This is a genomic window from Leucobacter shiyiweii (assembly GCF_052446065.1).
GTDB lineage: Bacteria > Actinomycetota > Actinomycetes > Actinomycetales > Microbacteriaceae > Leucobacter.
In genome coordinates this window covers 581,552-605,221 of record NZ_CM127080.1, presented here as the reverse complement: position 1 = coordinate 605,221, position 23,670 = coordinate 581,552, and the positions used below count along the sequence as shown (strand labels likewise).

The following is a 23,670-nucleotide window of genomic DNA, read 5'->3' as shown; positions in this document are numbered from 1 at the left end:
CTCGCGATGTGAGACAGTGTCTGCATCCGCCCGCGAAGTGAAGGAGCGACAGCATGGTCGAGTTGGTACTCGTGCGACACGCCAAGTCAGACTGGGGTGACCCCGGCCTGCCCGACCACGAACGGCCCCTGAACGCGCGTGGGGCGGCGAACGCGCCGATGATGGCGCGGCGCCTGGCGAACACCGGTTTCACAGTGAATCGCATCGTGTCGAGCACGGCGGTGCGTGCCCGCACCACCGCGGCGGCGTTCGGCGCGGCGCTCGGGTGCGAGGTGGAACTCGCGCCGCATCTCTACGATTCCTCGGCTGAGACATTGCTTGGGGCTGCCGTTGCGACGGGAGCGGGATCTGGCGCAGGCCGTGCTGGAGATCAGGATGCACCCGCTGTTGCCGAGGTCACAGGTGGGCAAGTTCGCCCGCGAGCGATCATGCTCGTCGCCCACAACCCCGGCATCACCGATCTCGCGAGCCGCCTGTCGACCGGCGGGATTGACCATATGCCCACCTGCGCGGTGGCCCGCTTCGTGTGGGCGACCGACGAGTGGAACGAGGCCGCCACACGCAGCCCGAATGCGTGGAGCCTCGACACGGTGCGCTGATCCACACTCCTTGTGAACCACGCGAAGCGAGCTCACGAATCGGTGCGCGAATCTGCCCCGGCTACCCTGGGGACATGAGTGACGAAACTCCGGCAGGCTGCGGGTCGACTCCCGCGGCCATCCTCAGCGAGATGCTGCAGCAGGCCGGCACGCTGATGAACCAGGCATCTGGTGGGGCCTCGGCGTGCAGCCTGACCAAGGCGGGCATTTCAGTGCCGTCCCTCAAGTACGCTGAGGGCCGATGGGCCGCGCTCAAAGAACTGAAATCGCAGGGAGCGGATCGCGAGGCTGCCGAGCACCTCGGCGCACAATGGCACGAGCATCTCGCGGCGCTTGAAGCGCGCGAGGCCAGCCGGGACTGGCTTGCCTACCGAAGCGGCGGAGTCGACGCCCTCACCGAGTTCGCAGCGCGCGCTAGGCCTCGGGCGTGAAGTTCAGCGACAGCGAATTCATGCAGTAGCGATCGCCCGTGGGGGTGCCGAAGCCGTCGGGGAAGACGTGGCCCAGGTGGCCGCCACAGCGGGCGCAGCGCACCTCGGTGCGCACCATGCCGAGCGAGTTGTCTTCCAGCAGTTCAACCGCGTCGGGGCGCACCGACTCGTAGAAGCTGGGCCAACCGCAGTGCGAGTCAAACTTGGTGCCGCTGACGAACAGCTCGTTGCCGCAGCCAGCGCAGGTGTACACGCCCGCGCGTTCCTCGTCGAGCAGTTCCCCCGTCCAGGCCCGCTCCGTGCCAGCGCCGCGCAGAATCGCGTACTGCTCTTCGCCGAGCTCGGCGCGCCACTCTTCTTCGGACTTCTCGACTTCATATGCCATGCCTCCGATTCTAGGCGTTCCGCCTTGCAACGGGCTGGGTTTGTCACGCTGAATGACGCCTCATGACAGCCACTCCAGGAACGAGGGTTGCGCTCGAATAAGCTGAAGCAATGACGGATCCGCGCTCACAATCGACGTATCAAGTGCGACTCGGGTGGGGGGCGGAAGGGCTCACCCGACTTGCCGAGTCAGGCATCGTCGTGGTCATCGATGTGCTCGACTCTGCTGGCGGGCCCGCAAGCGAGCTCGCTGCGCAAGCCGCCGCGCTCCCGCACGGACCAGCGGTCTACCTGGGGTCGCTGCGCAACGCGACCGCGACCGCGAGAGCCGTCGTCGACGAGCAGGTGGCGCGCGGCGGGCGCACCTCGATCAACCTGGTGCTCGCGGGCGACGACGGCGACTTCTCCGTCGAGGATTTCCTGGCGGCCGGCGCGATCGGCGACGCGCTCTCGGCGCTCGGCATCGACCATTCCGCGCCAGACGTCGCGGTGGCCACCGAGGGATTCCGCCCACTCACGCGGGCGCTCAAGCATCTGATCTCCGCAAGCGCCGCGGGCATCGAACTCGCCCAGGCAGGTCGCGGTGACGACGTAAAGGCGGCGGCACAACTCGATGCCGAGACCGAGGCCACCCGCCTCCGTCAGTGATTCGGTGGGTCCTCGCTCAATTCAGTGGGTCCGGCCTCGGGCTATTCCAGGCCGGACCCACCGTGTCTCGCTAGCGCGAGACGACCTGACGCTTTGAGGAAATAACGCCGGTGTCGAAGCCTGCCAAGTGCAGCCCGCCGTGGAATCTGGCGTGCTCGACCTTCACACAGCGATCCATGACCACCTCGAGCCCGGCAGCCTCGGCGATCGCCGCGGCCTCTTCGTTCCATGAACCCAGCTGCAGCCAGAGTGCCTTCGCGCCGACCTCGACGGCCTCACGGGCGACGCCTGGCAGATCCCCGTCTCTGCGGAAGACATCGACGATGTCGGGAACGACGGGCAGATCCGCCAGCGACGCGTAAGCCGTGTGCCCCAGAATCTCGGTGGCGCGCGGGTTTACGAAGTACACGTCGTACGGTGCGCTGGACAGCAGGTAGGTGGCCACAAAGTAGCTCGCGCGCGCCGGGTTGTCAGATGCTCCGACAATCGCGATCGACTTCGCGCGCCGCAGAATGTTCAGGCGGGCCGCCGCGCCTGGGCTCTGCCAGGTGCGCTCAGCCTGCCCCTCAGACACCGCGGGTGTCGGGAGCGCGCAGGCATCACCCTGCGCCGCCGGAACGGGGGTGGACGCGTCGCTCATCGCTGTGCTCCTGTCGCGAGGGTGAGGGCCTGATCCAGATCCCACACGATGTCTTCCGGGTCTTCGATGCCCACCGAGATTCTGATGAGGTCGGCGGGAACGCCGGCGGCGTCGAGCTGCTCGGGGGTGAGCTGCTGATGCGTCGTCGATCCCGGGTGGATTACCAGCGTACGCGCGTCGCCGATGTTGGCCAGATGGCTCGCCAACTGCAGTGATTCGATGAGCTTCTCGCCGGTGGCGCGGGCTGCCTGCAGACGCTCGGCTTCCGAGGCAAATTCGCCCGATGGGCGCACGCCGAACGCGAAGACGGAGCCCGGCCCGAGAGGGAAGTACTTCTGTGCCCGTTCCTGGTGCGGGTGCCCGTCGAGGCCAGCCCAGGTGACAAAGGAGACGCGAGGGTCGCTGGCCAGCCACTCGGCCACGATGCGCGCGTTCGCAACGTGCGCATCGATCCGCTGCGGGAGCGTCTCGACCCCCATGAGGAGGTTGAAGGCCGACTGCGGGCTCAGCGATGGCCCGATGTCGCGCAACTGTTCGCTGCGGAGCTTCGTGAGAAAGCCGTACTCGCCGAAATTGTCCCACCACTTGATGCCGCCGTAGGACTCGACCGGCTCAGTCATGCCCGGGAACTTGCCGTTACCCCAGTTGAAGGTGCCAGCCTCCACCACGATGCCGCCAAGGGTGGTGCCGTGGCCACCCATGAACTTCGTGACCGAGTGGATCACGATATCGGCACCGTGCTCGATGGGGCGCACCAGGTAGGGGGTGGCGAGCGTCGAGTCGACGACCAACGGGATACCCGCCTCGTGTGCAACCTTCGACAGCCCCTCAAGGTCGGCGATTTCGCCGCCCGGGTTTCCGATCACCTCCACGTAGAGCACCTTGGTGTTTGCCCGGATCGCCTTGCGGAACTCCTCGGGATCGGAACTCGCCACGAACGTGGTGTCAACACCGAAACGGCGCAGCGTGACGTCCAGCTGCGTTACTGTACCGCCATACAGCTGTGCCGATGCGACGACGTGATCGCCCTGACCAACGAGCGCGGCGAAGGTGATGAACTCGGCCGACATGCCGCTCGCCGTGGCGACCGCGCCGATGCCGCCCTCAAGTGACGCGATGCGTTCTTCGAGCGCGGCGACCGTGGGGTTCCCGATCCGCGAATAAATGTTGCCGTACTTCTGCAGCGCGAAGAGGTTTGCGGCGTCTTTCGCGCTGTCAAAGACGAACGAGGTCGTCTGGTAGATCGGCACGGCGCGCGCGCCGGTGGTCGCGTCGGGTGTTCCCCCCGCGTGGAGGGCTCGGGTGCGGAACCCGAACTCGTGCTCGCTCATCTGGTCTCCTTCTCGCGGGCCTGGCGCACGGCTTCGCGCACGCCATCGACGGCCCAGGGGTTTTGCAGGCTGGTGGTATCGCCGAGCGTATCTCCTTGCCACAGCTGCGCAAGCAGCCGGCGCAGGATCTTGCCCGATCTGGTCTTGGGAAGCTCGGGCACGCGCACGATGATCTTGGGCTTGGCGATCGCCCCGATGTCACGCGTGACCTGGGCGCGCAGCTCGTCGAAGCCAACCGGCTCTGCGGCCCCGTCGACGACGAATGCTGCGACGGCTTGCCCGGTGAGCGCGTCGAACACGCCGGTCACGCCAGCCTCCCCGACGGCCGGGTGCGCGACGAGTGACGACTCGATCTCGATCGTAGAAAGGCGGTGCCCCGAAACATTGACCACGTCGTCGAGGCGGCCGAGGATCCAGATGTATCCGTCGGCGTCGACCGTCGCGCCGTCGCCCGCAACGTAGTATGCGCCGTGCTCGCCATGCCCCGCGAAGGGAGCCCAGTACGAGTCGCGGTATCGCTCCGGATTACCCCACACGGTGCGGGCCATGCCCGGCCAGGGTCGACGGGCAACGAGTGTGCCTGATCTGCCAGGTGCGACCGGATTGCCATGCTCGTCGACCACGGCCATGTCGATTCCGGGGAGCGCGACGGTCGCAGAACCAGGCTTCAGCGTGGTCACTCCGGGGAGCGGAGCGATCATCGCCGCGCCGGTCTCCGACTGCCACCAGGTGTCGACCACGGGGGTTGCGTCGCGGCCGAAGTTGCGGCGAAACCACACCCACGCCTCAGGGTTGATTGCCTCGCCGACGGTGCCGAGTAGGCGAATAGACGAGAGATCGTGACCGACAGGCAGGTCGTCGCCGAACCAGGTCATGAAGGATCGAATCAGCGTGGGGGCGGTGTAGTAAACGGTCACACCGTACCGCTCAATGATGTCGAGGTGCCGGGTGCGGTCCGGCGTATCTGGCGTGCCCTCATAGATCACCTGCGTGAGGCCGTTTGAGAGAGGCCCGTAGATCTCGTAGGTGTGAGCGGTGACCCAGGCAAGGTCCGCGGTACACCAGTGCACATCGCCTGGTTTCGCGTCGAAGTGCGCCCAGTGCGCCCAGCTCGCATGCGTGAGGTACCCGCCCGACGTGTGCACGAGGCCCTTGGGCTTCCCCGTTGTGCCGGAGGTGTAGATGATGAAGAGGGGATGCTCTGAATCGAACGCGCGTGGCTCGTGCACGTCGGGCTGGGTGTCGATCGCGTCGTGCCACCAGACGTCCCGTCCTTCGGTCCACGGCACTTCTTGACCGGTGCGGCGCACGACGAGCACGTGCTCCAGATCTGAAAGGCCGTGTGCTGCGACATCGGCCGCAGACTTCACCTCCACCTGTTTCCCGCGGCGGTTCTGCCCATCGGTCGTGACGAGGAGTTTGGCGCGGGTGTCTTCGAGCCGAAAGCGCACCGCCTCGGCCGAGAACCCGCCAAAGACGAGCGAGTGCACCGCGCCGATTCGCGCGCACGCCAGGGCGATCACGACGGTCTCGACGAGCACCGGGAGATACACAACGACACGGTCGCCGGGCACGATGCCGAGTGCGGTGAGCCCGTTCGCGGCGCGCGCGACGCGGCGCTGCAAGTCGGCGTACGACACGGCGAACCGGTCGCCGGGCTCACCCTCGAAGAAGAGCGCCACCTTGTCGCCGCGCCCCGCATCGACGTGACGGTCGGCGCAGTTGACGGCAACGTTCAGCGTGCCGCCGGCAAACCAGGTTGCCTCGGGAACGCTGAGCTCGCCCTCCCCCTGCACGGGCGGCGCCCAGGTGTGGGCGGTGTGCCAGGGCTCGACCCAGTCGAGGCGGGCGGCGGCGCGTTCCCAGAACGCAACAGGGTCAGCGTTCGCTGCCTCGTAGATCGACGCATCCACGTTCGCTTGAGCGGCGAATTCTGCTGATGGAGGAAACACTCGAGTTTCCGTCAGGCGTGCTTCGCTGGTCACATCCACCGTTTCAGCACCGCCTTTTCAAAGAGCACCAGGATCGCGTTCGTGATGGTGCCCAGAAGCGCCAAGAGCACAATGGCGAGCAAGATCCGGTCGACACGACCGGTCTGCTGCGAGTCGTTGAGCATCCAGCCAAGCCCCATCGACGCGCCCAACAGTTCGGCGGCAACGAGGAACAGCCACGCCTGGGCGAGCGCGAGGCGCAGGCCTGAGACAACTGATGGAACGACCGCCGGCAACTGCACCGTGCGGAACAGCGACCAACCCCGCAACCCAAACGTGCGGCCCGCCTCGACGAGTTGTGGGTTCACGTGGCGCAGGGCGTCGGCGACGGTGGTGTACACCGGGAAGAACGCACCGATCGCGATGAGGGTGACCTTCGATTCCTCACCGACCTGCAACCACAGAATGAGCAACGGTACCCAGGCGAGGGAGGGTACGGCTCGCAGCGCGACGAGCGTCGGGGCAAGCAGCACGGCGCCGGCGCGCGAGAGACCCACGATCGCGGCAAATGCAAGAGCCACGGCCGAGCCGACTGCGAAACCAATGAAGACGCGCTGCACCGAAATCGCGATGTTGAGCCAGAGCTCTCCTCGCTGAATGAGTTCGGTTCCTGCTTCGACCACCGACCAGGGCGCGGGAAGACGGTAGGGCGGCACGATCCCCGTGGTGGTCACGTACTGCCATGCCGCGATGATGAGAATGGGGACCGCGAAACCGCCCGCGATCCGCACCCACGTGCGCGACCACAGGGGCGTGCGCAACTGCGCCGCCCCTGTGGTCGTGGCTACCCCATCCGTCATTCGGTTGCCTTGAGCGCGAACTGGTCGAAGATGATGGTGTCGATTGCCCGGTCGAGGGCCTCCTGGCCACCCTGAACATCGCCAGACTCAGCGATGATTGGCGCGATGGTCTTGAGCACCTTGATCTGTGCTTCACCGGGAACGCCGGAGACATCGAGGTTAGACCGCTCAGTGATCACGGTTTTCGCGACCTCGATGTCGATTGACGCAGCATCGGCGAGGAGCTGAGCCGTCTCTTCCGGGTTCTCGAGCGCCCAGATTCGGGCTTCCTCGTAGGCATCGACGACAACCTGCGCAATGTCGGCGTGATCGGTAATGAACTCCTCGGTCGCATTGAGGAACCCATAGGTGTTGAAATCGACGTTACGGTAGATGAGCTTGGCACCCGACTCGACCTCGGCTGCGGCCATGATCGGGTCGAGACCGGCCCACGCTTCGACCGAGCCACCTTCGAGCAGCGACCGCCCATCGGCATGCTGCACGTTCTGCACCTCGACATCATCGATGGTGAGCCCGGCCTCCTGGAGCGATTGCAGCAGGAAGAAGTACGGATCGGTGCCCTTGGTTGCCGCGACCGACTTGCCCGCGAGCTGCGCGACGTCGGTGATTTCGCTGTCGGCACCGACCACGATGGCCGACCACTCGGGCTGCGAGTAGATGTCGATCACTTGAATGGGCGAGCCATTGGCACGAGCGAAGAGAGCGGCGGATCCCGCGGTCGATCCCACATCGATCGAACCTGAGCGCAGCAACTCGTTCGCCTTGTTGCTGCCGGCTGACTGGATCCACTCGACCTCGACCGAATCGCCCAGCGCATCCTCAATGAGGCCCTGATCCTTGACGATGAGGCTCAGTGGATTGTAGGTTGCCCAGTCGATCGAAAGCGTGTTCGATGACCACTCTGCACCCTCGACGGGCTCGGTGTTCGCACTGCCTTCTCCCTGCACACAGCCGGCCATGGTCAACGCCATGACTCCTGCGACGACGGTCGCGGGGATGATTCGGCGGGTGAAGGTACTCATGGGTTCTCCTTTGTTGTGGTCTTGTGCACGCCCAGCCCATTCAGCAGGCCAGTGCGTAAGTCTGTGAAGGCGCGCGCGCCGCGGTCGCGGGGGCGAGTGCCAGGAACCGAGACGAGGCGGGCAATCGACCCGTTCGTGACTGGCGTCTCGGCTTCCACTTCGGTCACCAGTTCCGAGGTGCGGGCGGAGCCAAGCGCGCCCATGCCTGACGATGAGCCAAGCGCGACCACCTTCGCACGAGGGCGCTCAGGCTGCGCGTCGGTGGCATGCAGGTTGCGCAGCAGCAGCACGTGATCGGCAAGGTACAGCGCTTCCTCGACGTCGTGCGTCACCAGCACGATAGTGGTCGGCTGCGCGCGGTGGATGTCGAGCAGCAGGTCATGCATTTTCAACCGGGTCAGGGCGTCAAGGGCTCCGAATGGTTCGTCGAGCAAAAGCACCCGCGGATTGCGGGCAAGCGCACGTGCCAGCGAGGCGCGCTGTGCCATGCCGCCGGAAACTTCGCTGGGGCGTTGGTCGGCTGCGTGGCTGAGACCCACGAGTTCAAGCAACTCGGCGACCCGCTGCTTCGCATCGCGCCCCCGGGTGCCACGGGGCAGCCCGATCGCGACATTCTGTGCGATCGTGCGCCACGGGAGCAGACGCGGCTCCTGAAACGCGATGGCGGTGGAGTCGTCGTGAGCACGTACCACCTCGTCATCTAGCGTGATCGCCCCAGCGGTTGGGGAGTCGAGCCCGCCGATGAGACGCAAGAGGGTCGATTTGCCACACCCCGACGGGCCGACAACCGCGATAATCTCGCCCGCGGTCACGTCGAGCGTCAGATCCCGCAGCACGGTACGCGCGCCTTCCTTCGTGGGGAACGTACGCTCGACACCAGCGATGTGCACGCGTCCCGCGGGGGCGGTCGCGATGTTCTCTGTGTGTTCGGGCATGACGTCTAATCTGCCGGGCGATGTCGACATCACAAAAACCACCTGTAACACAGCGCAGTATTTGACGCGCGGATCCCGCCACGAGGAAGGGAGCGATGCCTCGCGACGCCTGGTTATGCCAGCCTTACCTTGCTTGTGGTGATGCTTCGACAGGTGGATTATGAGCATATGAATACCGAGCACAGTGACATTGAGGCCGCGATCCACCATCTGCACGAATCGCATGCCGACGAGAAAGTGGGGCAGCGCCTGAATTGGCTGCGCGCCGGTGTGCTGGGCGCCAACGACGGCATTGTTTCGGTCGCGGGTGTGGTGGTGGGTGTGGCCGCAGCCACGCCTGGCAACATCGTGGCGATCGCTACCGCGGGTATCGCGGCCCTGGTCGCTGGTGCGTTTTCAATGGCCGGTGGCGAGTACGTATCTGTGAGCACCCAGCGCGACACCGAAAAGGCGATGATCACCCAGGAGATACGCGAACTCAAAGAGCAACCGGCCGCGGAACTCGCCGAACTCACCGGCATGTACCGCAAGCGGGGCCTGTCGGCTGGGCTCGCCCGGCAGGTTGCCGTCGAGCTCACCGCGCGTGATGCCCTCGCGGCTCACGCCGAGGTTGAGCTCGGGATCGACCCCGAAGAGTTCACGAGCCCGTGGGCCGCGGCGCTCTCGTCGTTCGTGGCGTTCACCGTCGGTGCACTCATTCCGCTCGCGATGATCCTGTTGCCCTTCGGCAATGCCGTTGTACTCACCGCAGCTTCGGTGGTCATCGGGCTCTTCTTGACGGGCCTGATCAGCGCGAAGCTCGGGAAGGCCCCGGTGCTCCCTGCCATCTTGCGCAACGTAGTGATGGGCTCGGCCACCATGCTCGCGACGTATCTAATCGGTCTCGCCTTCGGTGTCGCCCTCGGCTAGTGCTGCGCGAGTGGCTGGGAGCAACCTCCCCTTGCATCACGAGTGAGATCAGTGAGGCCCGAGTTGCTGGGCGAGCCAGGTCAGCAGGGGGATACCGAGCGCAAGGTTTATGGGGAAGGTGATGCCGATGCTCGCTGTGAGCGAGAGCGCAAGGTTGGCATCTGGGAGAGCGATTCGCACAGCGGCGGGCGCGGCGATGTAAGAGGCGCTGGCGCAGAGGACTCCGAAGAGGGCGGCTCCCCCGACCCCCATGCCAATGAACGATCCGGTCGCGACACCGAGCGCGCCCGCTGCGAGGGGGAAGAGCACGGCAAAGACTACAAGGCCCCGCCCTCCGTCGCGAATGGTGCTGAGCCGGTGCCCCACTTCAAGCCCCAGGGCGAGGAGGAAGAGAACAAGCACCCCTCGAAAGCCGTCGGTAAAGACCGGGGCGATTGGTGCGTATCCCGTCGGCCCGGCGATCATGCCGATTGCGAGCCCGCCAACCAGGAGGAGGACGGACTTGCCCGTGAGTACCTCGTGGAATGTCGCGCCCCATCCAACGGTCTTTGCGAGGTGGCGTCTGGCAAGGAGGATACCAACCAGGATGCCGGGGATTTCGAGGACGGCCAGCAAGGTCGCCGCATAACCGGGAACAGGAATGGTGGCGCTCTCCAGAAACACCAGTGCTGCGGTGAAGGTGACGAGCGAAGTCGAACCGTAATGGGCAGCGATCGCACCCCGGTCAACGCGATTCAACTGGGTCATGAGCCGCAAGGCGACATAGGCCGCAGCAGGGATCACGATCCCAAGGGCGAGGGCCGCAGCGACAGGCCCGATGACCGCGGCGGCGGTTTCGCCGCGCAGGGCTACGCCACCTTTGAGCCCGATCGCCAGGAGAAGATAGAGCGACAGTGCTCGCATAATGGCATCAGGAACGCGAAGATCTGATTTAACGGCGGCCGCAAGCACTCCGAGAGCGAATGCCAGCACGGGCGGAGAGAGCAGGTTTGTGAGCGCAGAGTCGAGCATGGTCTCCCATCAAAGCATGAAGTAGACTTCTATCATCGAGAACAATACATGAAGAACGCTTCACTCATCTAACCGTCGCGCCGCTTCGAATGAGAGGATGAGTGGCATGGCAGAGTGGACATTCCTCACACATCACGCCCACGTGCTGTTGTCGGTTGCGGCGAACAACGACGCCAGCGTTCGCGACATCGCGGAGGAAGTCGGAATATCCACCCGCTCAGCCGTGACGATCCTCAACGATCTCGAGGACGCGGGATACCTTGAACGCGAGAAGCGTGGCCGCCGCAACCATTACGTAATTCACCCAGATCGGCCGCTCCGACATCCCGCAAATGCCGCGCACACCGTCGATGACCTGATCCGCGCCCTTCTCGACATAGGCTGAGCGTGCAGAAGTGTGTCGTGAGAATTACGATGCCAAAGTCATACACATGCTCGGTAGTCTCAAAGTGCTTCCCAAACTCAGCAGCACATGGAAGTTCCTCTTCGAACTCCCGTCTGAGAGCGTCTTGTGGCGTTTCTCCGGGTTCGATCTTTCCGCCAGGAAATTCCCACAGTCCAGGCAGCGACATGTGGATCGCTCGTAGCCTAGCTGGCGTAGGCATCGGCACGCCCGACGCATGCCCACGCCGTCGCCAACACTGAGCCCGAGCACGGCACGAAACAGCCACCCACTGAAATGAAAAAGCCCCAATCTTCCGAAGAAGATCAGGACTTCACTGGCTGGGGTACCTGGACTCGAACCAAGAACAAAGGTACCAGAAACCTCCGTGTTGCCAATTACACCATACCCCAAGGGCTACTCCGCAAGCAGTGCAGCACCGAGGTTCAACGATACCCCATCTGCCTCAACTTGCCAAAAGCGAGGCTCCCGGGGGCGGTTCCGCGATCCACTTCGAACGCGAAAAACGTCACTGCGAGCCGCGCGAGTCCCAGGCTAAAAGCTCCGCTTCGGGAAGTGGCTCAAAGAACTCGTTGGGCACGGAATAGTCGACGAATCCGAGTTCCCGCTCTTGTTGTGGCTCCATAGGAATCAGTGTAAGTCAGTTAGGCGAGATCTGACGGCGGAGCCGCCGCGCCCGGCGAATCGAGCGCATCGATGTAGCGCAGCACAATGCCCTCGCGTAGCGCCCATGGCGACACGGTGAGGGTCGGCACGTCGAACACCTTCATGGCGGTGCGCAGCACAATCGCGCCCGCCAGAATTTGGTACCCACGCTCGGGCGTAATGCCCGGCAGGTACTGGCGCACGTTCGAGGGCATGTCGCGCAGCGTCGGCTCCCACTCGCGCAGACCCGTGTAGTGGATCGGCGCCAGATCACCCGTCACCGGGTCTGCCGGCCCGCCCACGAGCCGACCCAGCGACCGGATCGTCTTCGACGTGCCCACCACACGCTTGGGCTTCGGGCGATCGGCGAAGAGCGTGTCGCGCGCCTTCGTGAATTCGGCGCGGGCGTGCGCCCGAAGCTTCGACACCGCCTCGCGCTGCGGCGGATCCTCTGGCAAGAAGTTGATGGTCGAACGGCCTGCCCCGAGCGGCAGCGACACCTCCACATCGGGGTACTCGTCGGCACCCTGCGCAATCTCGAATGAGCCGCCGCCGATGTCAAACAGCAGGATCTCCCCCGCCGACCACCCCAGCCAGCGGCGCACCGCGAGCATCGTGATGCGCGCCTCATCCTCACCCGACAGTACCTGCAGCACCTGGCCCGTCTCACGAGTGATCCGAGCGAGCACCGCTTCGCCGTTGGTCGCCTCGCGAATCGCCGACGTGGCGGTCGCGATCAGGTCGTCAACTCCGATCTCGGCGACCGTGTCAAGTGCTTCCCGAATCGCAGCGATGATGAGCCGCTGCCCCTCATCGGTGATCGCCCCCTGTTTGTCCAGGTAGCGCATCAGCCGAAGCGTCGAGCGCTGTGAGTGGTAGGGCACCGGGCTCGCGCCCGCGTGCGCGTCAACGACGAGCAGGTGGACGGTGTTAGATCCGACGTCGATCACTCCGAGGCGCATCCCCCCAGTGTATGACGCAGTGCGAGATCGGCACTGAACCGCACGCACCCCCTCCGGATCGTGGGCAGCGCCGCTGGCTGCGGCCCGACCAAAGTTCAGGTGCGGGGCGCATTCCGGGCGCAGGTTGACACCCACGCACGGTTCAGTGAGCGTGAACCCTGCGTGAGCGTCATCTCGATGCGCGGGCGTCGCCTCAGTACGTGAGCGTCACCTCAGTACGTGAGCGTCGCCTCAGTACGTGAGTGGTGGCGCTAAGACCGCTGGCGGTTCCACCGCATCCCACTCGCCGGCGATTGTGGCCGTCGCCGACACGCCAAAGCGCGTGGCACCCGCCGCCCACAGCTCACGCACGGCAGCGGCCGTGCGGATCCCGCCCGACGCCTTAACACCGAGGCGGCCGCCCACCGTCTGGGCCATGAGCCGCACCGCGTGCACCGTCGCGCCGCCTGCCGGACTGAAGCCCGTGGAGGTCTTCACAAAGTCGGCGCCAGCGGCCTCGGCCGCCCGACAGGCCCTGACGATCTGGTCGTCGGTGAGCGTCGCTGTCTCGAGAATCACCTTCAGCACCTGGCCCGGGCACGCGACCCGAACCTCCGCAATCTCGGCCCGAACCGCGTCCCACTCCCCCGCCCGTGCGAGCCCCTGGTTCACCACCATGTCGATCTCGTGCGCGCCATCCGCAACCGCGCGGGCGGCCTCGAACGCCTTCACCGAGGCCGTGTGCGCACCGGAAGGAAACCCCACGACCGTCACGACCTGGAGTTCGCCGAGTGCGGCAGGATCCACTGGGAGAAGCGATGGGTTGACGCACACTCGGGCAACTCCGAGCCGGCACGCTTCGCCAAGAAACTGATGAAGCTCAGACGCGGTGACGCCTGGCGTCAGCAGCGTGTGGTCGGCGACTGAAAGAAAATTAGCAGCGGTGAGAGACACACCTTCGACCCTAACTCAGAACGCTCGAGTAGAAAGATCTATGGCTGAGCATCGGGGTAGATACTGCGCGTCTCACCGCGGCGATTCCTACCGTTGCGTTTGAAGAGCTTCAGGTGCCAGACCGGGAAAAGCTTTGAAACGCCCAGCACCACGTACACCAGCGTGTTGATCGCGACGACGGTCGCAAAGATCGAGAACCAGTCGGTTGTCAACCATTCTTGTGGGAATAGGATTCCTTGCACCACCATCAGGCCCGCACCTCCGTGCTCTCATAGTCAGCGTGTTCCGCGACATCTGCTGGCTTACCAAGCCCGCCCGTCGGAGCGAGATCCACTCCTGCAACCGATTCCTCCTGAGACAGGTGGTCGGCGGGGCGTGCCGCCACCTCGTTTGGCGCGGAGGATGGCGAGTGCTGCACATGTTTCCAGGTGGGCCTCTGGCCAGCGGAGATCTCGAAGACTCCTTTGAGGAACGCGAGGTTCAAGAAGGAGTCATAGACCAACTCGGGGAAGATGAAGACGGACAGTGTTCGGGCCCGCACACCCCCGCGCCACGCAGTTACGACCCGTTCAACAGCGAACAGAGCACCAATACCCAGCCAGAACGGGAACCAGACCCAGGTATCCATTGCGAAAATCATGAGAAAAATCAGGACAAAATAGGCGGCCAGCGCAAAGACGCCGTAACCGATAGCGATCTGCTGTGCCCAGTATCGAAACGTCTGAGGGGTGATTCCGTAGGCGCCCAGGTTCTCAAGTGCGCCGCGCTGCCACCGCAGTCGCTGCGCCCACAGCATTCGCCAGGTCGGCATCAATTCGGTGACGACGGTGCACTCTGGAGGTGACACCATGAGACCGCCGAGTGACTTGATCGCAATCGTGAGCTCGTTGTCTTCGGTGAGGGCGAAGGTGTCGTAAACGTCGCCCTGCACCCCAGGAATCGTGCGTCCGCGTGAGTCGGCGACGGCCTTCAGTGCAGTCGCACGAAACGCCGTTCCCGTACCAGTCAGCACGAACACGCGACCGTCACGGCGCCGGATCTCGCGCTGGTAGCGGAAGTACTCATTGCGTTGGAATTGCCCGAGCAGACCGTGACCCTCTTCGCCAGAAAACAACCCCCCGACGGCCATCAGCGCCCGGTCATCCGTGAAGTGTCGCTTCGCGGTTGCAATAAACTCCGGCCCGAGCTGCGTATCAGCATCCATCACCAGCACCGTGTCGTTGTCGCCGAGTCTCGGAAGCAGGTCGGCGAGCGCTTGATTCAACGCCCCGCCCTTCTTATGCGTATTGTCGACGGTCTCGAAGACCTCGACCCCTGCTTCGCGCGCGACCCGCACGGTGCCATCGGTGCAGTTGTCGGCCACCACAATCACTCGATCCGGCGGCGATGTTTGAGCGCGCAGTGAGGCAATCGTTGCGGGCAACGATGATTCCTCATTGTGGGCCGGGATCAGCGCGGTGACCGTTACTTCACCAGCGAACTGACCGCGAGTGCGCGCCATGACGATTCGCGGCGCAAGTGGCCGCTCGGCCCGGTGAGGTGGGGTGCGCCGATACCGCCGCGACACAATGCGCTCGGCCGCGACCACGATGATGATCATGATGAGCGCGAGCGCGAGCGCCACCGCGATGAGACGCAGACGCGGTAGTTCCGCGCTGTACATCACTTCCCATGCCCCACCAATGGTCACCCGCACCGGATCCCAGAGGGTTGGTGAGCGCTCGATCGTGACCGCCCACCACAACAGTCCCGCCGCGACGAGCACAATGGCGATGACAGCGAGCCCGACAATTCGCTGAAAGATCCTGTTCATGGCCGTGTCCCCCCGGATGGCTCTTGTTCTCTCAGAATACGCCGCTTTTCTATGATTTGGGCAGGAGAACACCCGGGATCAGGACGCGAAAACGCCCACCCGTTCGACGCGGATCACCGGCTCACCCGCTTCCTCGGAGGCCGCGAGATCCACCACCCCTTCGATCGCCCAATCATGGTCACCGGCGGGGTCGTCGAGTACCTGTCGAAAGCGCCAGAAACGCTCGCTTAGCTCACCGCGTTCACCCGGTTTATCCGCGACCAATTCCCCGGCTGCGCCAGACTTGTCGATCGTGAGGAAGGTTGCGGATCGCGCGTCGGCGCCCGTGCCCATCGTGTCGTACTCGCCGAAGTATGCGTCGAGCGCCTCACCCCACGCCCGCTCGCCAAAACCGTGCGGGCCGTCGAGCGCCACGAGCTCGTCAAGCTGGTCGAAGGCCGCCGCGAGCACGCGCCGGAAGATAGCATTGCGCACCATCACCCCGAAGGCGCGCTCGTTTGCGAGCAGCGACCGCGCGGGCGGCGCGGTGTCGACCTCGGCGCGGGCCGCGATCGCCGCGCGATACGCCTCGGGGTCGGGGTGTGCCAGCTCTTCACCCCTCGCTTCGCTCCGTGGGCTGCCGCCGTAGGCGGCACCAGTCGCTCGGCCGAAAGCGATGCTTCCGGCTTCGAGCGTCTGCCACTCATCGAGCAGGCTCGAGTCGACCTGGCGCACCAGCTCACCGAGCCAGTCGATCAGCGCTGCGAGTTCCTCATTCTTCGATTGCTCGGGCACCGTGCGCTCGATCGCCCGATACGCGTCGCTCAGATAGCGCAGCACCGTACCCTCGGAGCGTCCAAGCTGGTAAAAGGACACCAAATCACGGAAGTTAAATGCTCGCTCGATCATGTCGCGCACCACTGATTTCGGGCGCAGTTCGAAGTCACGCGCCCAGGGCACCTCGCGGGTGTAGGCCTCGAACGCCTCGTCGAGTAGCTCCTTCAGCGGCTGCGGGTGGGTGATCTGCTCGAGCAGCTCCATCCGTTCCTCGTATTCGATGCCCTCGGCCTTCATCGCGGCGACCGCCTCGCCGCGTGCCCGGTGCTCCTGCTGCCGCACAATCGCTCGCGGGTCTTCGAGCGTCGCTTCGATAATCGAGATCACGTCGAGTGCGTATTCGGGCGAATCGGGATCGAGCAACTCAATTGCGGCGAGCGCGAAGGGCGACAGGGGCTGGTTTAGCGCAAAGTTCGCCTGCAGTTCGATCGTGAGCCTGAGCAGCCGCTGCCCGCCTTCATCGCAGTACACGTCGACGATGCCACCCTGACGCAGCGTGCGAAAGATGCTGAGTGCGGTGCGTGCGTGCGCGAACTGCTCGGACCGGGGCTCGTGACTGCCAAATATGAGCGTGCGCATCACATCAAGCGCCTCCCCCTCACGCGCTTCGCCCCGCGCGATTACCCCGAGCAGCATGGAGTGGGTCACCCGCATGCGACTCACCAGCGGCTCAGGCTCCGCCACTATCAGCTTCTCGAAGGTCTGCTCACTCCACGCCACAAATCCCTGCGGTGCGGCCTTCTTCTTTGCTGGTTTAGATTTCTTGCCACCCGCTTTCTGCGCCTCGGCTTTGGCAGCGGATCGGGCGTTCTCCACCTCGTGCTCCGGGGCCAGCGCGAGCACATCACCCTCGGTGTCATACCCCGCTCGTCCGGCGCGGCCCGAAATTTGGTGAAACTCGCGTGCCGAGAGACGCCGCATGCGCGTGCCGTCGTATTTCGCGAGCGCGGTAATCACCACCGTGCGAATCGGCACGTTGATGCCGACGCCAAGCGTGTCGGTGCCGCAGATCACCCGCAGCAGGCCGCGCTGCGCGAGCTGCTCCACTAGGCGGCGATACCGGGGCAGCATGCCCGCGTGATGTACTCCCACGCCCGAACGCACGAGCCGTGACAGGGTAGCCCCGAATCCCGTCGAGAACCGGAACTCGCCAATAGCGGCCGCGATCTCGTCGCGCCCCGCGCGATCCACCAGCTTGATACTGGCGACCGCCTGCGCTTGTTCGACCGCGTGCGACTGATTGAAGTGCACCAGGTAGGCGGGGGTGCGGCGCGTCTCAAGCAGCTCCTCGATGACCTCGTGTACGCCCTTCACCTCGTAGGCGAAGTGAAGGGGAACGGGGCGCAGGACGCCGGTGACTCGCGCGGTGTCGCGCCCGGTGCGCCGGGTGAGGTCTTCGGCAAGCTCGGTCACGTCCCCGAGCGTCGCCGACATCAGCAGGAACTGCGCGCCTCCCATCAGCAGCAACGGCACCTGCCACGCCCAGCCGCGCTCGGGTTCGGCGTAGAAGTGAAATTCGTCCATCACGACCTGGGTGATGCCTCCGGTCTCGCGGTCGCGCAGCGCCAGGTTCGCGAGGATCTCCGCCGTGCAACACAGAATCGGCGCATCGCCGTTGATCGATGTGTCGCCCGTGACCATCCCCACCCGCTCGGCGCCGAACACCTCGACGAGGTCGAAGAACTTCTCACTGACGAGCGCCTTGATCGGCGCCGTGTAGACGGTGCGACGGCCTTCGGCGAGGGCGATGAAGTGGGCACCTATCGCCACGAGCGACTTGCCGGTGCCCGTGGGCGTCGAGAGAATCACGTTCGACCCGAGCGCGAGCCCGAGCAGCGCCTCTTCCTGTGCGGGGTAGAGGCGCAGGCCTCGTTCCTCAAGGGCCCAGGTTTCGAAGAGCGTGTGGATCTCATCCGCCTCCGGGGACGCTCCGCTCGCGCGTGCGGCGTCGAGCATCTCGTCGAGCATCCGGCCGAGGCTCATGCAGCGTCCCACTTTCTTTCAAGGCCCGGGTGCCGGGTTAATCCACCAGTGGCGCCTACGGCGCCCTGCCTCTAAGCGTGTCACACCCTTACGGTCCCTGCGCTCCCGTCTCAGCCGAGGCCACTGACGATACGCTTGGAAAATGACCAATCCGCATCTGTTCCAGCCCATCTCAATTCGTGGCATGGAGGTGCGCAACCGACTGTGGGTGCCACCGATGTGTCAGTACTCGGCGGCGGCAGAGGGCCCGGAGCAGGGCGTGCCGAATGACTGGCACCTCGTGCATTGGGGAGCACTCAGCCGAGGCGGAGCCGGGCTCGTGGTTGTCGAAGCGACCGCGGTCGTGCCCGAGGGGCGGATCAGCCCCAATTGCCTCGGCCTTTGGAACGACGCGCAGGAGGCTGCCTTCGCCCGCATGCTCCCGCTTGCGAAAGCGCACGGGGCGAGGTTCGCGATTCAACTCGGACACGCCGGGCGTAAAGCTTCGACGCACCCAGGGATGCGGGACGCGCCAAGCGGCACGGTGCCCGAGGAAGACGGCGGCTGGCAGAGCGTCGCCCCGTCGGCAGTGGCGTTTTCCGGGCTGGCAGATCCCCGCGCGCTGAGTACCGACGAGGTGCGCGGCGTGATCGACGCATTCATCGCCGCCACCGACCGTGCGGTGCGAGCCGGCTTTGACGCGGTCGAGCTGCATGCTGCGCACGGGTACCTGATCCACGAGTTTCTCTCGCCGCTCTCGAACGAGCGCGCCGACGAGTTTGGGGGCAGCCCAGAAAACCGGGCACGTCTGCTGCGCGAGATCGTGCGCGGCATTCGCGCAGACCACCCCGAGTTGCCCATCATGGTGCGCATCTCAGGCGACGAATGGACGGCGGGCGGGTTCGATACCGTGGCGGCCGCACAGGTCGTCGAGTGGATCGCCGAAGACGGCGCCGACTTCATCGACGCCTCCTCGGGCGGTAACGTGGCCGACGCGCGCATTCCCGTGGGCCCGTCGTACCAGGTGTGGATCGCGCAGCGCCTGCGCGGGCACGGCCTCCCCGTCGGAGCGGTCGGCCTCATCACCACCGCCGAGCAGGCCGAGGGAATCCTGGCGACCGGTCAGGCCGATGTCATTTCCATAGGGCGCGCGGCGCTCGTGAACCCCGCTCTGCCACTCGAGTGGGCGCACACTCTGCGCGCCAACGACGCGGCAAACCTCGTACCCGCTCAGTACTGGCGCGCTCGCTTCTAACCAGACCAGTACGCTCTCAGCATGGAACTCTCCGAGGGGTTGCTCGTCGCGGCCGCCGTACTGATCGTGGTGGTGGCCGTGTCGATTCTCTCGAGTCGCATCGGTATCGCTGCGCCACTCATCCTGGTGGTGCTTGGCATGGGTGTGGGCTACATCCCAGGCATCCCACTTATTGAGATCGATCCCGAGATTATCCTCGTCGCGGTCTTGCCGCCGCTGCTCTATTCCGCGGCGGTCAACGTGCCCGTGCTTGACCTCCGCCGAAACCTTGGGCCTATCGCGGGATTATCGGTGGCCCTCGTCATTATTTCGGCCGGTGTGGTGGGGGCACTTCTCCACCTTGCGGTGCCGGCCATTCCGCTGGCCGCGGCGGTCGCGCTCGGCGCCGTTGTCGCCCCCACTGACGCTGTGGCGGCTACCGCAATCGGCAAGCGTCTCGGGATGCCCCCACGCCTGGTCACGATTTTGGAGGGCGAGAGCCTCGTCAACGACGCAACCTCCCTAGTACTGCTGCGCACCGCCATCGCCGCAACCGCGGGCACCTTCGCCTTTTGGGAAACACTGGGCATTTTCGTCTACGCGGTGGCCGTGGCGAGCCTCATCGGGCTTGCGATCGGTTTCGTCACGGTGGGGGTCAGAGCGCGGCTCTCCAACCCCGTATACGACACCGTCATCTCGTTCACCGTGCCCTTCATTGCGTTCGTGCCTGCGGAAGCCGCCGGAGGCTCCGGTGTGATCGCCGTCGTAGTCGCCGGCCTTTTCTCCGGCCACCAGGCGGCGAAACGGTTCAGCGCCCATGCGAGGATCAACGAACGACTGAATTGGCGCACGGTCCAATTTCTGCTTGAGCACGGGGTATTCCTCCTCATGGGCCTGGAACTGCACGCCCTCCTCACCGACGTCAGTGCGAGCACGTTTACCCTCGCCCACACCGGGCTGATCGGCCTCGGCATCGTGGCGGCACTGCTCCTGCTGCGCATGGCCTTTATGGCCCCGCTGCTGTGGTCACTCAAGCGCACGCTGAATAAGCACCGGGTGCGCGCCTCCGGAACACAGCGCGCAGCGAGCCGAGCCAGGGAGCTCACCCGCTCAGAGATCAGCACCGAGACGCAGGAGATTCGGGCGCAACGGGCTGATCGAATTGCGAGGCGCAGTGCCGCAGATCTCGAACACGCTCACAGCCAGGGCTTGAACTGGCGGGGCGGATTCACGCTGGGCTGGAGCGGCATGCGCGGCGTCGTCACGCTCGCCGCGGCGCAGTCGATTCCCAACGAGGTGCCGTATCGGTCGCAGCTCGTGCTCATTGCGTTCATCGTGGCGGTCGTCACGCTGCTCCTCCACGGACTCAGCCTGCCCGCGGTGATTCGCTGGCTTCGCCCCAGAGGCCCGAGCCACAGCGACCGCGCCGAGGAACTGGTGGGGCTGTACACCGACCTCTCAGGAGCCGGCACCGCAGCTCTGGAGGCCGCTCTCGAACGTGAGCAGGCGCTCGCGCACGAGAACCCCGCGCACGCGGTGCCCTCGGATCGCGTGATTCGTCGGGCGCAGGCGAGCGTGCACGAGGCGGTTGCGCCCCTCGGGTACGCAGTCCCGCGAGCGCCAACGGCAGCACCGTCGGCCGGCGAGCAGGAAGCACTAAGCTACCTGCGCCTCGCCCGTGTCGCACTCGAAGCCCAGCGTTCGGCGCTACTCGAGGAGCGCGCCATTGGTCAGTACGACAGCGCGGCCTTGCGGCTCGCAGAAGAGGCGCTCGACGCACACGAATTGCGCCTCACGCCGCCCACCGCACCCCACTAGCCCGCGATGCGCACCGGGTTTTGGTGGTGACTAAACACAATGCTCGTGCGCGTCGACGACACGGCTGGGTGTGCCGAGAGATGCTCCATGACGAAATCGCGCACGTGATCTGAGTCACGCGCTGCGAGATGAATGATGAAATCCTCGACTCCGCCGAGGAAGAAGAGTTGCATCACCTCGGGCAGGCCACGCAGCTCCTCCATAAACTCCGAGATACGCTGCCGTGCACCCGACCGAATCGACACACTCACGAGAACCTGCAACGTCATGCCGATGACCCCGGGGTCGACCTGTGCGGTGAATCCGGTAATCACCCGTCGCGAGACCAGGCTTCGCACCCGCGCCACACAGGTCGACGCGGCAATTCCCACTCGCTCGGCAAGCTCGGCGTTGGTCATTCGCCCGTTGAGCTGGAGCTCCTCGACAATGAGGCGGTCGACCTCATCGAGCGCGGGTTCGACTCGCAGATTCTTCGATCGGTCCACCACTGCACCCCGCTTTTCAGATGATTTAAAGTTGATATTCGACGATTTCCGAAGAGAATTCTCCCGTAATCCACTTGAAACGAATATAGTGCAGAATCATCGCAGTTGGAAAAGTGGATCACACGCCCCCTTCACACCGCAAAACACCGCAGTGCCGCGGGCCGCGCTGATCCACCCCCGAACCCCCACAACAACCACGAAACATCGGAGCAGCTCATGCGCGTCGGCATTCCCACCGAGATCAAGAACAACGAAAACCGTGTCGCCATCACGCAGTCAGGCGTGTTTGAGCTCGCCCGTCGCGGTCACGAGGTGTTGGTGCAGGCGGGCGCCGGGCTCGGATCGGCGATCACCGACGCCGAGTACGAGGCGGCCGGCGCGAAGATCGTTGACGACGCAGCAACCGTGTGGGCCGAGAGCGACATGATCCTGAAAGTCAAGGAGCCCATCGCCTCCGAGTACGACAAGATGCGCAAGGGTCAGGTGCTCTTCACCTACCTCCACCTCGCAGCTGATCGCACGCTCACCGACGCGGTACTCAACTCTGGCACCACTGCGATTGCCTACGAAACCGTGCAGCTCGCGAACCGTGGCCTGCCGCTTCTCGCCCCCATGAGCGAGGTTGCCGGGCGTCTGTCGGTGCAGGTCGGCGCCTACTCCTTGATGAAAGCCAACGGTGGCCGCGGCATTCTGCTGGGCGGCGTCACTGCGACCCGTCGCGGCAAGGTCGTCGTCATCGGCGGCGGCGCTGCCGGCGAGCAGGCCGCGCGCATCGCCTTCGGTATGGGCGCCGAGGTCACCGTGATCGACATCGCCCTCCCCCGCCTAAAGCAGCTGGAGGACGAGTTCGGCGGACGCATCCAGACCCGCACGTCGAACGCGCACAACATCAGCGAGGCGCTGAAGGATGCGGACCTCGTCATCGGTTCCGTGTTGATCCCGGGCGAGAAGGCTCCGAAGCTCGTCACCGACGAGATGGTCGCGGAGATGAAGACCGGCTCGGTGCTCGTCGACATCGCCATCGATCAGGGCGGCTGCTTCGAGAACTCCGTGCCCACTACGCACGACAACCCCACCTTCCAGGTGCACAACTCGATCTACTACTGCGTTGCGAACATGCCGGGCGCGGTGCCCGAGACCTCGACCGCGGCGCTGACCAATGCGACGCTGCCCTACGTTGTTGCCCTGGCCGACAAGGGCTGGTCGGCGGCACTCGCAGCCGACGAGGCGCTCGCGAAGGGCCTCAACGCGCACGATGGCATCTTGGCAAACGCCGGTGTCGCCGAGGCGTTCCCGGAGCTCGCCTACACTCCCTACGGAGAGATCGTCGCGAACGCGTAGGGTTTAAGGCTTTCGGGTTCGGGCTTCAGGCAACTCGCGTAGCCTGGGCACCATGGATCTGAAATTCTCTTTCGGCGGGGCGTCACCTGATCAGCACGATCACGGTGACGCCCCGTCTGTCATTCCCCTGCCCTTTGCTGGTGCGGCCACATCGCTCACCCCGAGCTCCACGGTGCTCGAGGTACGCGTGGCACTCGCGGGCGATGCGGTGGTTGCCGAGGCACTGTCGGGCGACGGGGTTTCGTATGCGAAGGCTTCGCGATCGATAGTGGATCTGAGCCCCGCCAGCATCGCCGCGGCCACCCGTTCCGCCGTCGCGCGGGCGGGCGCCGAGCTGGGCGATCCCCTCGTGACCTCGGTGTCGGCGATTGTGCTGACGTTCGGGGCGCAGAGTGACGGTGTGCTGCGTGAGCTGGAGCTGGACAGCGCGAACCCCGCCGTCAGCACATCGCTGCAGGCGCGCACCGGAATCATGGCCGGCACCCCGATACGCCTCGAACGCGCTGGCGCATAGCAGCACCGGCCGTCACCCAGGCAAGACGACACTCGGAGGCATC

23 protein-coding genes, 1 tRNA gene and 1 pseudogene are annotated in these 23,670 nt (G+C 65.1%); 9 read left to right on the top strand and 16 right to left on the bottom strand.

What is annotated here, in order from left to right:
• Positions 1-53 precede the first annotated feature (53 nt).
• Both ACTNFJ_RS02910 and ACTNFJ_RS02905 read left to right on the top strand, forming a co-directional pair.
• Positions 54-599, top strand: a complete 546-nt coding sequence (locus tag ACTNFJ_RS02910; protein ID WP_435906613.1) for a SixA phosphatase family protein — start codon at positions 54-56, stop codon at positions 597-599.
• Positions 600-673: 74 nt separating this feature from the next.
• Positions 674-1,030, top strand: a complete 357-nt coding sequence (locus tag ACTNFJ_RS02905) for a hypothetical protein (protein WP_435906614.1) — start codon at positions 674-676, stop codon at positions 1,028-1,030.
• On the opposite strand, the gene msrB is transcribed toward ACTNFJ_RS02905, so the two are convergent.
• Entirely contained in the window at positions 1,014-1,415 is a 402-nt protein-coding gene (msrB, locus tag ACTNFJ_RS02900) for a peptide-methionine (R)-S-oxide reductase MsrB (protein ID WP_435906615.1), read from the bottom strand. The genes ACTNFJ_RS02905 and msrB overlap by 17 nt on opposite strands.
• Positions 1,416-1,525: 110 nt before the next feature.
• On the opposite strand from msrB, the gene ACTNFJ_RS02895 reads away from it, so the two are divergent.
• Positions 1,526-2,062 (top strand): 2-phosphosulfolactate phosphatase, encoded by a 537-nt coding sequence (locus ACTNFJ_RS02895; RefSeq protein ID WP_435906616.1) that lies wholly within the window; start codon positions 1,526-1,528, stop codon positions 2,060-2,062.
• A gap of 70 nt (positions 2,063-2,132) precedes the next feature.
• On the opposite strand, the gene ACTNFJ_RS02890 is transcribed toward ACTNFJ_RS02895, so the two are convergent.
• The 6 genes from ACTNFJ_RS02890 to ACTNFJ_RS02865 are packed head-to-tail and all read right to left on the bottom strand — an operon-like array spanning position 2,133 to position 8,781.
• Complete coding sequence (locus ACTNFJ_RS02890; RefSeq protein WP_435906617.1) at positions 2,133-2,702, bottom strand: CoA-binding protein; 570 nt, start codon at positions 2,700-2,702, stop codon at positions 2,133-2,135.
• Complete coding sequence (locus ACTNFJ_RS02885; protein WP_435906618.1) at positions 2,699-4,033, bottom strand: O-acetylhomoserine aminocarboxypropyltransferase/cysteine synthase family protein; 1,335 nt, start codon at positions 4,031-4,033, stop codon at positions 2,699-2,701. The genes ACTNFJ_RS02890 and ACTNFJ_RS02885 overlap by 4 nt, the downstream gene beginning before the upstream one ends.
• Positions 4,030-5,985 carry an acetate--CoA ligase gene (gene acs, locus ACTNFJ_RS02880; RefSeq protein ID WP_444711786.1) on the bottom strand — a complete coding sequence of 652 codons (1,956 nt, stop codon included), beginning with the start codon at positions 5,983-5,985 and terminating at the stop codon, positions 4,030-4,032. Before acs ends, ACTNFJ_RS02885 begins: the two co-directional genes overlap by 4 nt.
• A 29-nt stretch (positions 5,986-6,014) precedes the next feature.
• A complete protein-coding gene (locus tag ACTNFJ_RS02875; protein ID WP_435906620.1) occupies positions 6,015-6,824 on the bottom strand; it encodes an ABC transporter permease in 810 nt (269 codons plus the stop codon).
• Positions 6,821-7,846 (bottom strand): aliphatic sulfonate ABC transporter substrate-binding protein, encoded by a 1,026-nt coding sequence (locus tag ACTNFJ_RS02870; RefSeq protein WP_435906621.1) that lies wholly within the window; start codon positions 7,844-7,846, stop codon positions 6,821-6,823. Before ACTNFJ_RS02870 ends, ACTNFJ_RS02875 begins: the two co-directional genes overlap by 4 nt.
• On the bottom strand, positions 7,843-8,781 hold the full coding sequence (locus tag ACTNFJ_RS02865; RefSeq protein ID WP_435906622.1) for an ABC transporter ATP-binding protein: 939 nt from the start codon (positions 8,779-8,781) through the stop codon (positions 7,843-7,845). Before ACTNFJ_RS02865 ends, ACTNFJ_RS02870 begins: the two co-directional genes overlap by 4 nt.
• Before the next feature lie 168 nt (positions 8,782-8,949).
• On the opposite strand from ACTNFJ_RS02865, the gene ACTNFJ_RS02860 reads away from it, so the two are divergent.
• The gene (locus ACTNFJ_RS02860) at positions 8,950-9,690 is read left to right on the top strand and encodes a VIT1/CCC1 transporter family protein (RefSeq protein WP_435906623.1); all 741 of its coding nucleotides are present in this window, start codon (positions 8,950-8,952) and stop codon (positions 9,688-9,690) included.
• A gap of 48 nt (positions 9,691-9,738) precedes the next feature.
• Here the strand turns inward: ACTNFJ_RS02860 and ACTNFJ_RS02855 are convergent, their stop codons facing one another.
• A complete protein-coding gene (locus ACTNFJ_RS02855) occupies positions 9,739-10,701 on the bottom strand; it encodes a sodium-dependent bicarbonate transport family permease (protein WP_435906624.1) in 963 nt (320 codons plus the stop codon).
• A gap of 106 nt (positions 10,702-10,807) precedes the next feature.
• Between ACTNFJ_RS02855 and ACTNFJ_RS02850 the strand changes: the two genes are divergently transcribed.
• On the top strand, positions 10,808-11,086 hold the full coding sequence (locus tag ACTNFJ_RS02850; protein ID WP_435906625.1) for a helix-turn-helix transcriptional regulator: 279 nt from the start codon (positions 10,808-10,810) through the stop codon (positions 11,084-11,086).
• Positions 11,087-11,177: 91 nt separating this feature from the next.
• Here the strand turns inward: ACTNFJ_RS02850 and ACTNFJ_RS02845 are convergent.
• The 7 genes and pseudogenes from ACTNFJ_RS02845 to ACTNFJ_RS02815 all read right to left on the bottom strand — a co-directional run.
• Positions 11,178-11,273 (bottom strand): annotated as a pseudogene (locus tag ACTNFJ_RS02845) (NUDIX domain-containing protein); the annotation flags it as partial.
• A 148-nt stretch (positions 11,274-11,421) separates the two neighbouring features.
• Positions 11,422-11,496, bottom strand: a tRNA-Gln gene (locus ACTNFJ_RS02840).
• 252 nt (positions 11,497-11,748) lie between these two features.
• On the bottom strand, positions 11,749-12,711 hold the full coding sequence (locus ACTNFJ_RS02835) for a Ppx/GppA phosphatase family protein (protein WP_435906626.1): 963 nt from the start codon (positions 12,709-12,711) through the stop codon (positions 11,749-11,751).
• Between the two features lie 231 nt (positions 12,712-12,942).
• Complete coding sequence (deoC, locus tag ACTNFJ_RS02830; protein ID WP_435906627.1) at positions 12,943-13,644, bottom strand: deoxyribose-phosphate aldolase; 702 nt, start codon at positions 13,642-13,644, stop codon at positions 12,943-12,945.
• A 38-nt stretch (positions 13,645-13,682) separates the two neighbouring features.
• Entirely contained in the window at positions 13,683-13,892 is a 210-nt protein-coding gene (locus ACTNFJ_RS02825; RefSeq protein ID WP_435906628.1) for a hypothetical protein, read from the bottom strand.
• A complete protein-coding gene (locus ACTNFJ_RS02820) occupies positions 13,892-15,457 on the bottom strand; it encodes a glycosyltransferase family 2 protein (RefSeq protein ID WP_435906629.1) in 1,566 nt (521 codons plus the stop codon). Before ACTNFJ_RS02820 ends, ACTNFJ_RS02825 begins: the two co-directional genes overlap by 1 nt.
• A 78-nt stretch (positions 15,458-15,535) precedes the next feature.
• Complete coding sequence (locus ACTNFJ_RS02815) at positions 15,536-18,256, bottom strand: DEAD/DEAH box helicase (RefSeq protein WP_435906630.1); 2,721 nt, start codon at positions 18,254-18,256, stop codon at positions 15,536-15,538.
• 142 nt (positions 18,257-18,398) lie between these two features.
• Here ACTNFJ_RS02815 and ACTNFJ_RS02810 point away from each other — a divergent pair, with 142 nt between their 5' ends.
• Together ACTNFJ_RS02810 and ACTNFJ_RS02805 are read left to right on the top strand one after the other, a co-directional pair.
• Positions 18,399-19,490, top strand: coding sequence for an NADH:flavin oxidoreductase/NADH oxidase (locus ACTNFJ_RS02810; RefSeq protein ID WP_435906631.1), 1,092 nt, complete (start codon positions 18,399-18,401; stop codon positions 19,488-19,490).
• Positions 19,491-19,511: 21 nt separating this feature from the next.
• Complete coding sequence (locus ACTNFJ_RS02805; RefSeq protein ID WP_435906632.1) at positions 19,512-21,287, top strand: cation:proton antiporter; 1,776 nt, start codon at positions 19,512-19,514, stop codon at positions 21,285-21,287.
• On the opposite strand, the gene ACTNFJ_RS02800 is transcribed toward ACTNFJ_RS02805, so the two are convergent.
• Complete coding sequence (locus tag ACTNFJ_RS02800; protein ID WP_435906633.1) at positions 21,284-21,775, bottom strand: Lrp/AsnC family transcriptional regulator; 492 nt, start codon at positions 21,773-21,775, stop codon at positions 21,284-21,286. The genes ACTNFJ_RS02805 and ACTNFJ_RS02800 overlap by 4 nt on opposite strands.
• 213 nt (positions 21,776-21,988) lie before the next feature.
• Between ACTNFJ_RS02800 and ald the strand changes: the two genes are divergently transcribed.
• Positions 21,989-23,113 (top strand): alanine dehydrogenase, encoded by a 1,125-nt coding sequence (gene ald, locus ACTNFJ_RS02795; RefSeq protein WP_435906634.1) that lies wholly within the window; start codon positions 21,989-21,991, stop codon positions 23,111-23,113.
• A gap of 52 nt (positions 23,114-23,165) precedes the next feature.
• A complete protein-coding gene (locus tag ACTNFJ_RS02790) occupies positions 23,166-23,627 on the top strand; it encodes a hypothetical protein (protein WP_435906635.1) in 462 nt (153 codons plus the stop codon).
• The last annotated feature ends 43 nt before the right edge of the window (positions 23,628-23,670 follow it).

Bases quoted from the DNA above. Each gene is read 5' to 3' on its own strand.
- ACTNFJ_RS02855 (WP_435906624.1), bottom strand. From the start codon at position 10,701: ATGCTCGACTCTGCGCTCACAAACCTGCTCTCTCCGCCCGTGCTGGCA.
- ald (WP_435906634.1), top strand. From the start codon at position 21,989: ATGCGCGTCGGCATTCCCACCGAGATCAAGAACAACGAAAACCGTGTC.
- msrB (WP_435906615.1), bottom strand. From the start codon at position 1,415: ATGGCATATGAAGTCGAGAAGTCCGAAGAAGAGTGGCGCGCCGAGCTC.
- ACTNFJ_RS02865 (WP_435906622.1), bottom strand. From the start codon at position 8,781: ATGCCCGAACACACAGAGAACATCGCGACCGCCCCCGCGGGACGCGTG.
- ACTNFJ_RS02815 (WP_435906630.1), bottom strand. From the start codon at position 18,256: ATGAGCCTCGGCCGGATGCTCGACGAGATGCTCGACGCCGCACGCGCG.
- ACTNFJ_RS02805 (WP_435906632.1), top strand. From the start codon at position 19,512: ATGGAACTCTCCGAGGGGTTGCTCGTCGCGGCCGCCGTACTGATCGTG.
- ACTNFJ_RS02910 (WP_435906613.1), top strand. From the start codon at position 54: ATGGTCGAGTTGGTACTCGTGCGACACGCCAAGTCAGACTGGGGTGAC.
- ACTNFJ_RS02825 (WP_435906628.1), bottom strand. From the start codon at position 13,892: ATGGTGGTGCAAGGAATCCTATTCCCACAAGAATGGTTGACAACCGAC.
- ACTNFJ_RS02850 (WP_435906625.1), top strand. From the start codon at position 10,808: ATGGCAGAGTGGACATTCCTCACACATCACGCCCACGTGCTGTTGTCG.
- ACTNFJ_RS02810 (WP_435906631.1), top strand. From the start codon at position 18,399: ATGACCAATCCGCATCTGTTCCAGCCCATCTCAATTCGTGGCATGGAG.
- ACTNFJ_RS02870 (WP_435906621.1), bottom strand. From the start codon at position 7,846: ATGAGTACCTTCACCCGCCGAATCATCCCCGCGACCGTCGTCGCAGGA.
- ACTNFJ_RS02905 (WP_435906614.1), top strand. From the start codon at position 674: ATGAGTGACGAAACTCCGGCAGGCTGCGGGTCGACTCCCGCGGCCATC.
- ACTNFJ_RS02885 (WP_435906618.1), bottom strand. From the start codon at position 4,033: ATGAGCGAGCACGAGTTCGGGTTCCGCACCCGAGCCCTCCACGCGGGG.
- ACTNFJ_RS02790 (WP_435906635.1), top strand. From the start codon at position 23,166: ATGGATCTGAAATTCTCTTTCGGCGGGGCGTCACCTGATCAGCACGAT.
- ACTNFJ_RS02860 (WP_435906623.1), top strand. From the start codon at position 8,950: ATGAATACCGAGCACAGTGACATTGAGGCCGCGATCCACCATCTGCAC.
- ACTNFJ_RS02835 (WP_435906626.1), bottom strand. From the start codon at position 12,711: ATGCGCCTCGGAGTGATCGACGTCGGATCTAACACCGTCCACCTGCTC.
- ACTNFJ_RS02890 (WP_435906617.1), bottom strand. From the start codon at position 2,702: ATGAGCGACGCGTCCACCCCCGTTCCGGCGGCGCAGGGTGATGCCTGC.
- ACTNFJ_RS02820 (WP_435906629.1), bottom strand. From the start codon at position 15,457: ATGAACAGGATCTTTCAGCGAATTGTCGGGCTCGCTGTCATCGCCATT.
- ACTNFJ_RS02875 (WP_435906620.1), bottom strand. From the start codon at position 6,824: ATGACGGATGGGGTAGCCACGACCACAGGGGCGGCGCAGTTGCGCACG.
- ACTNFJ_RS02895 (WP_435906616.1), top strand. From the start codon at position 1,526: ATGACGGATCCGCGCTCACAATCGACGTATCAAGTGCGACTCGGGTGG.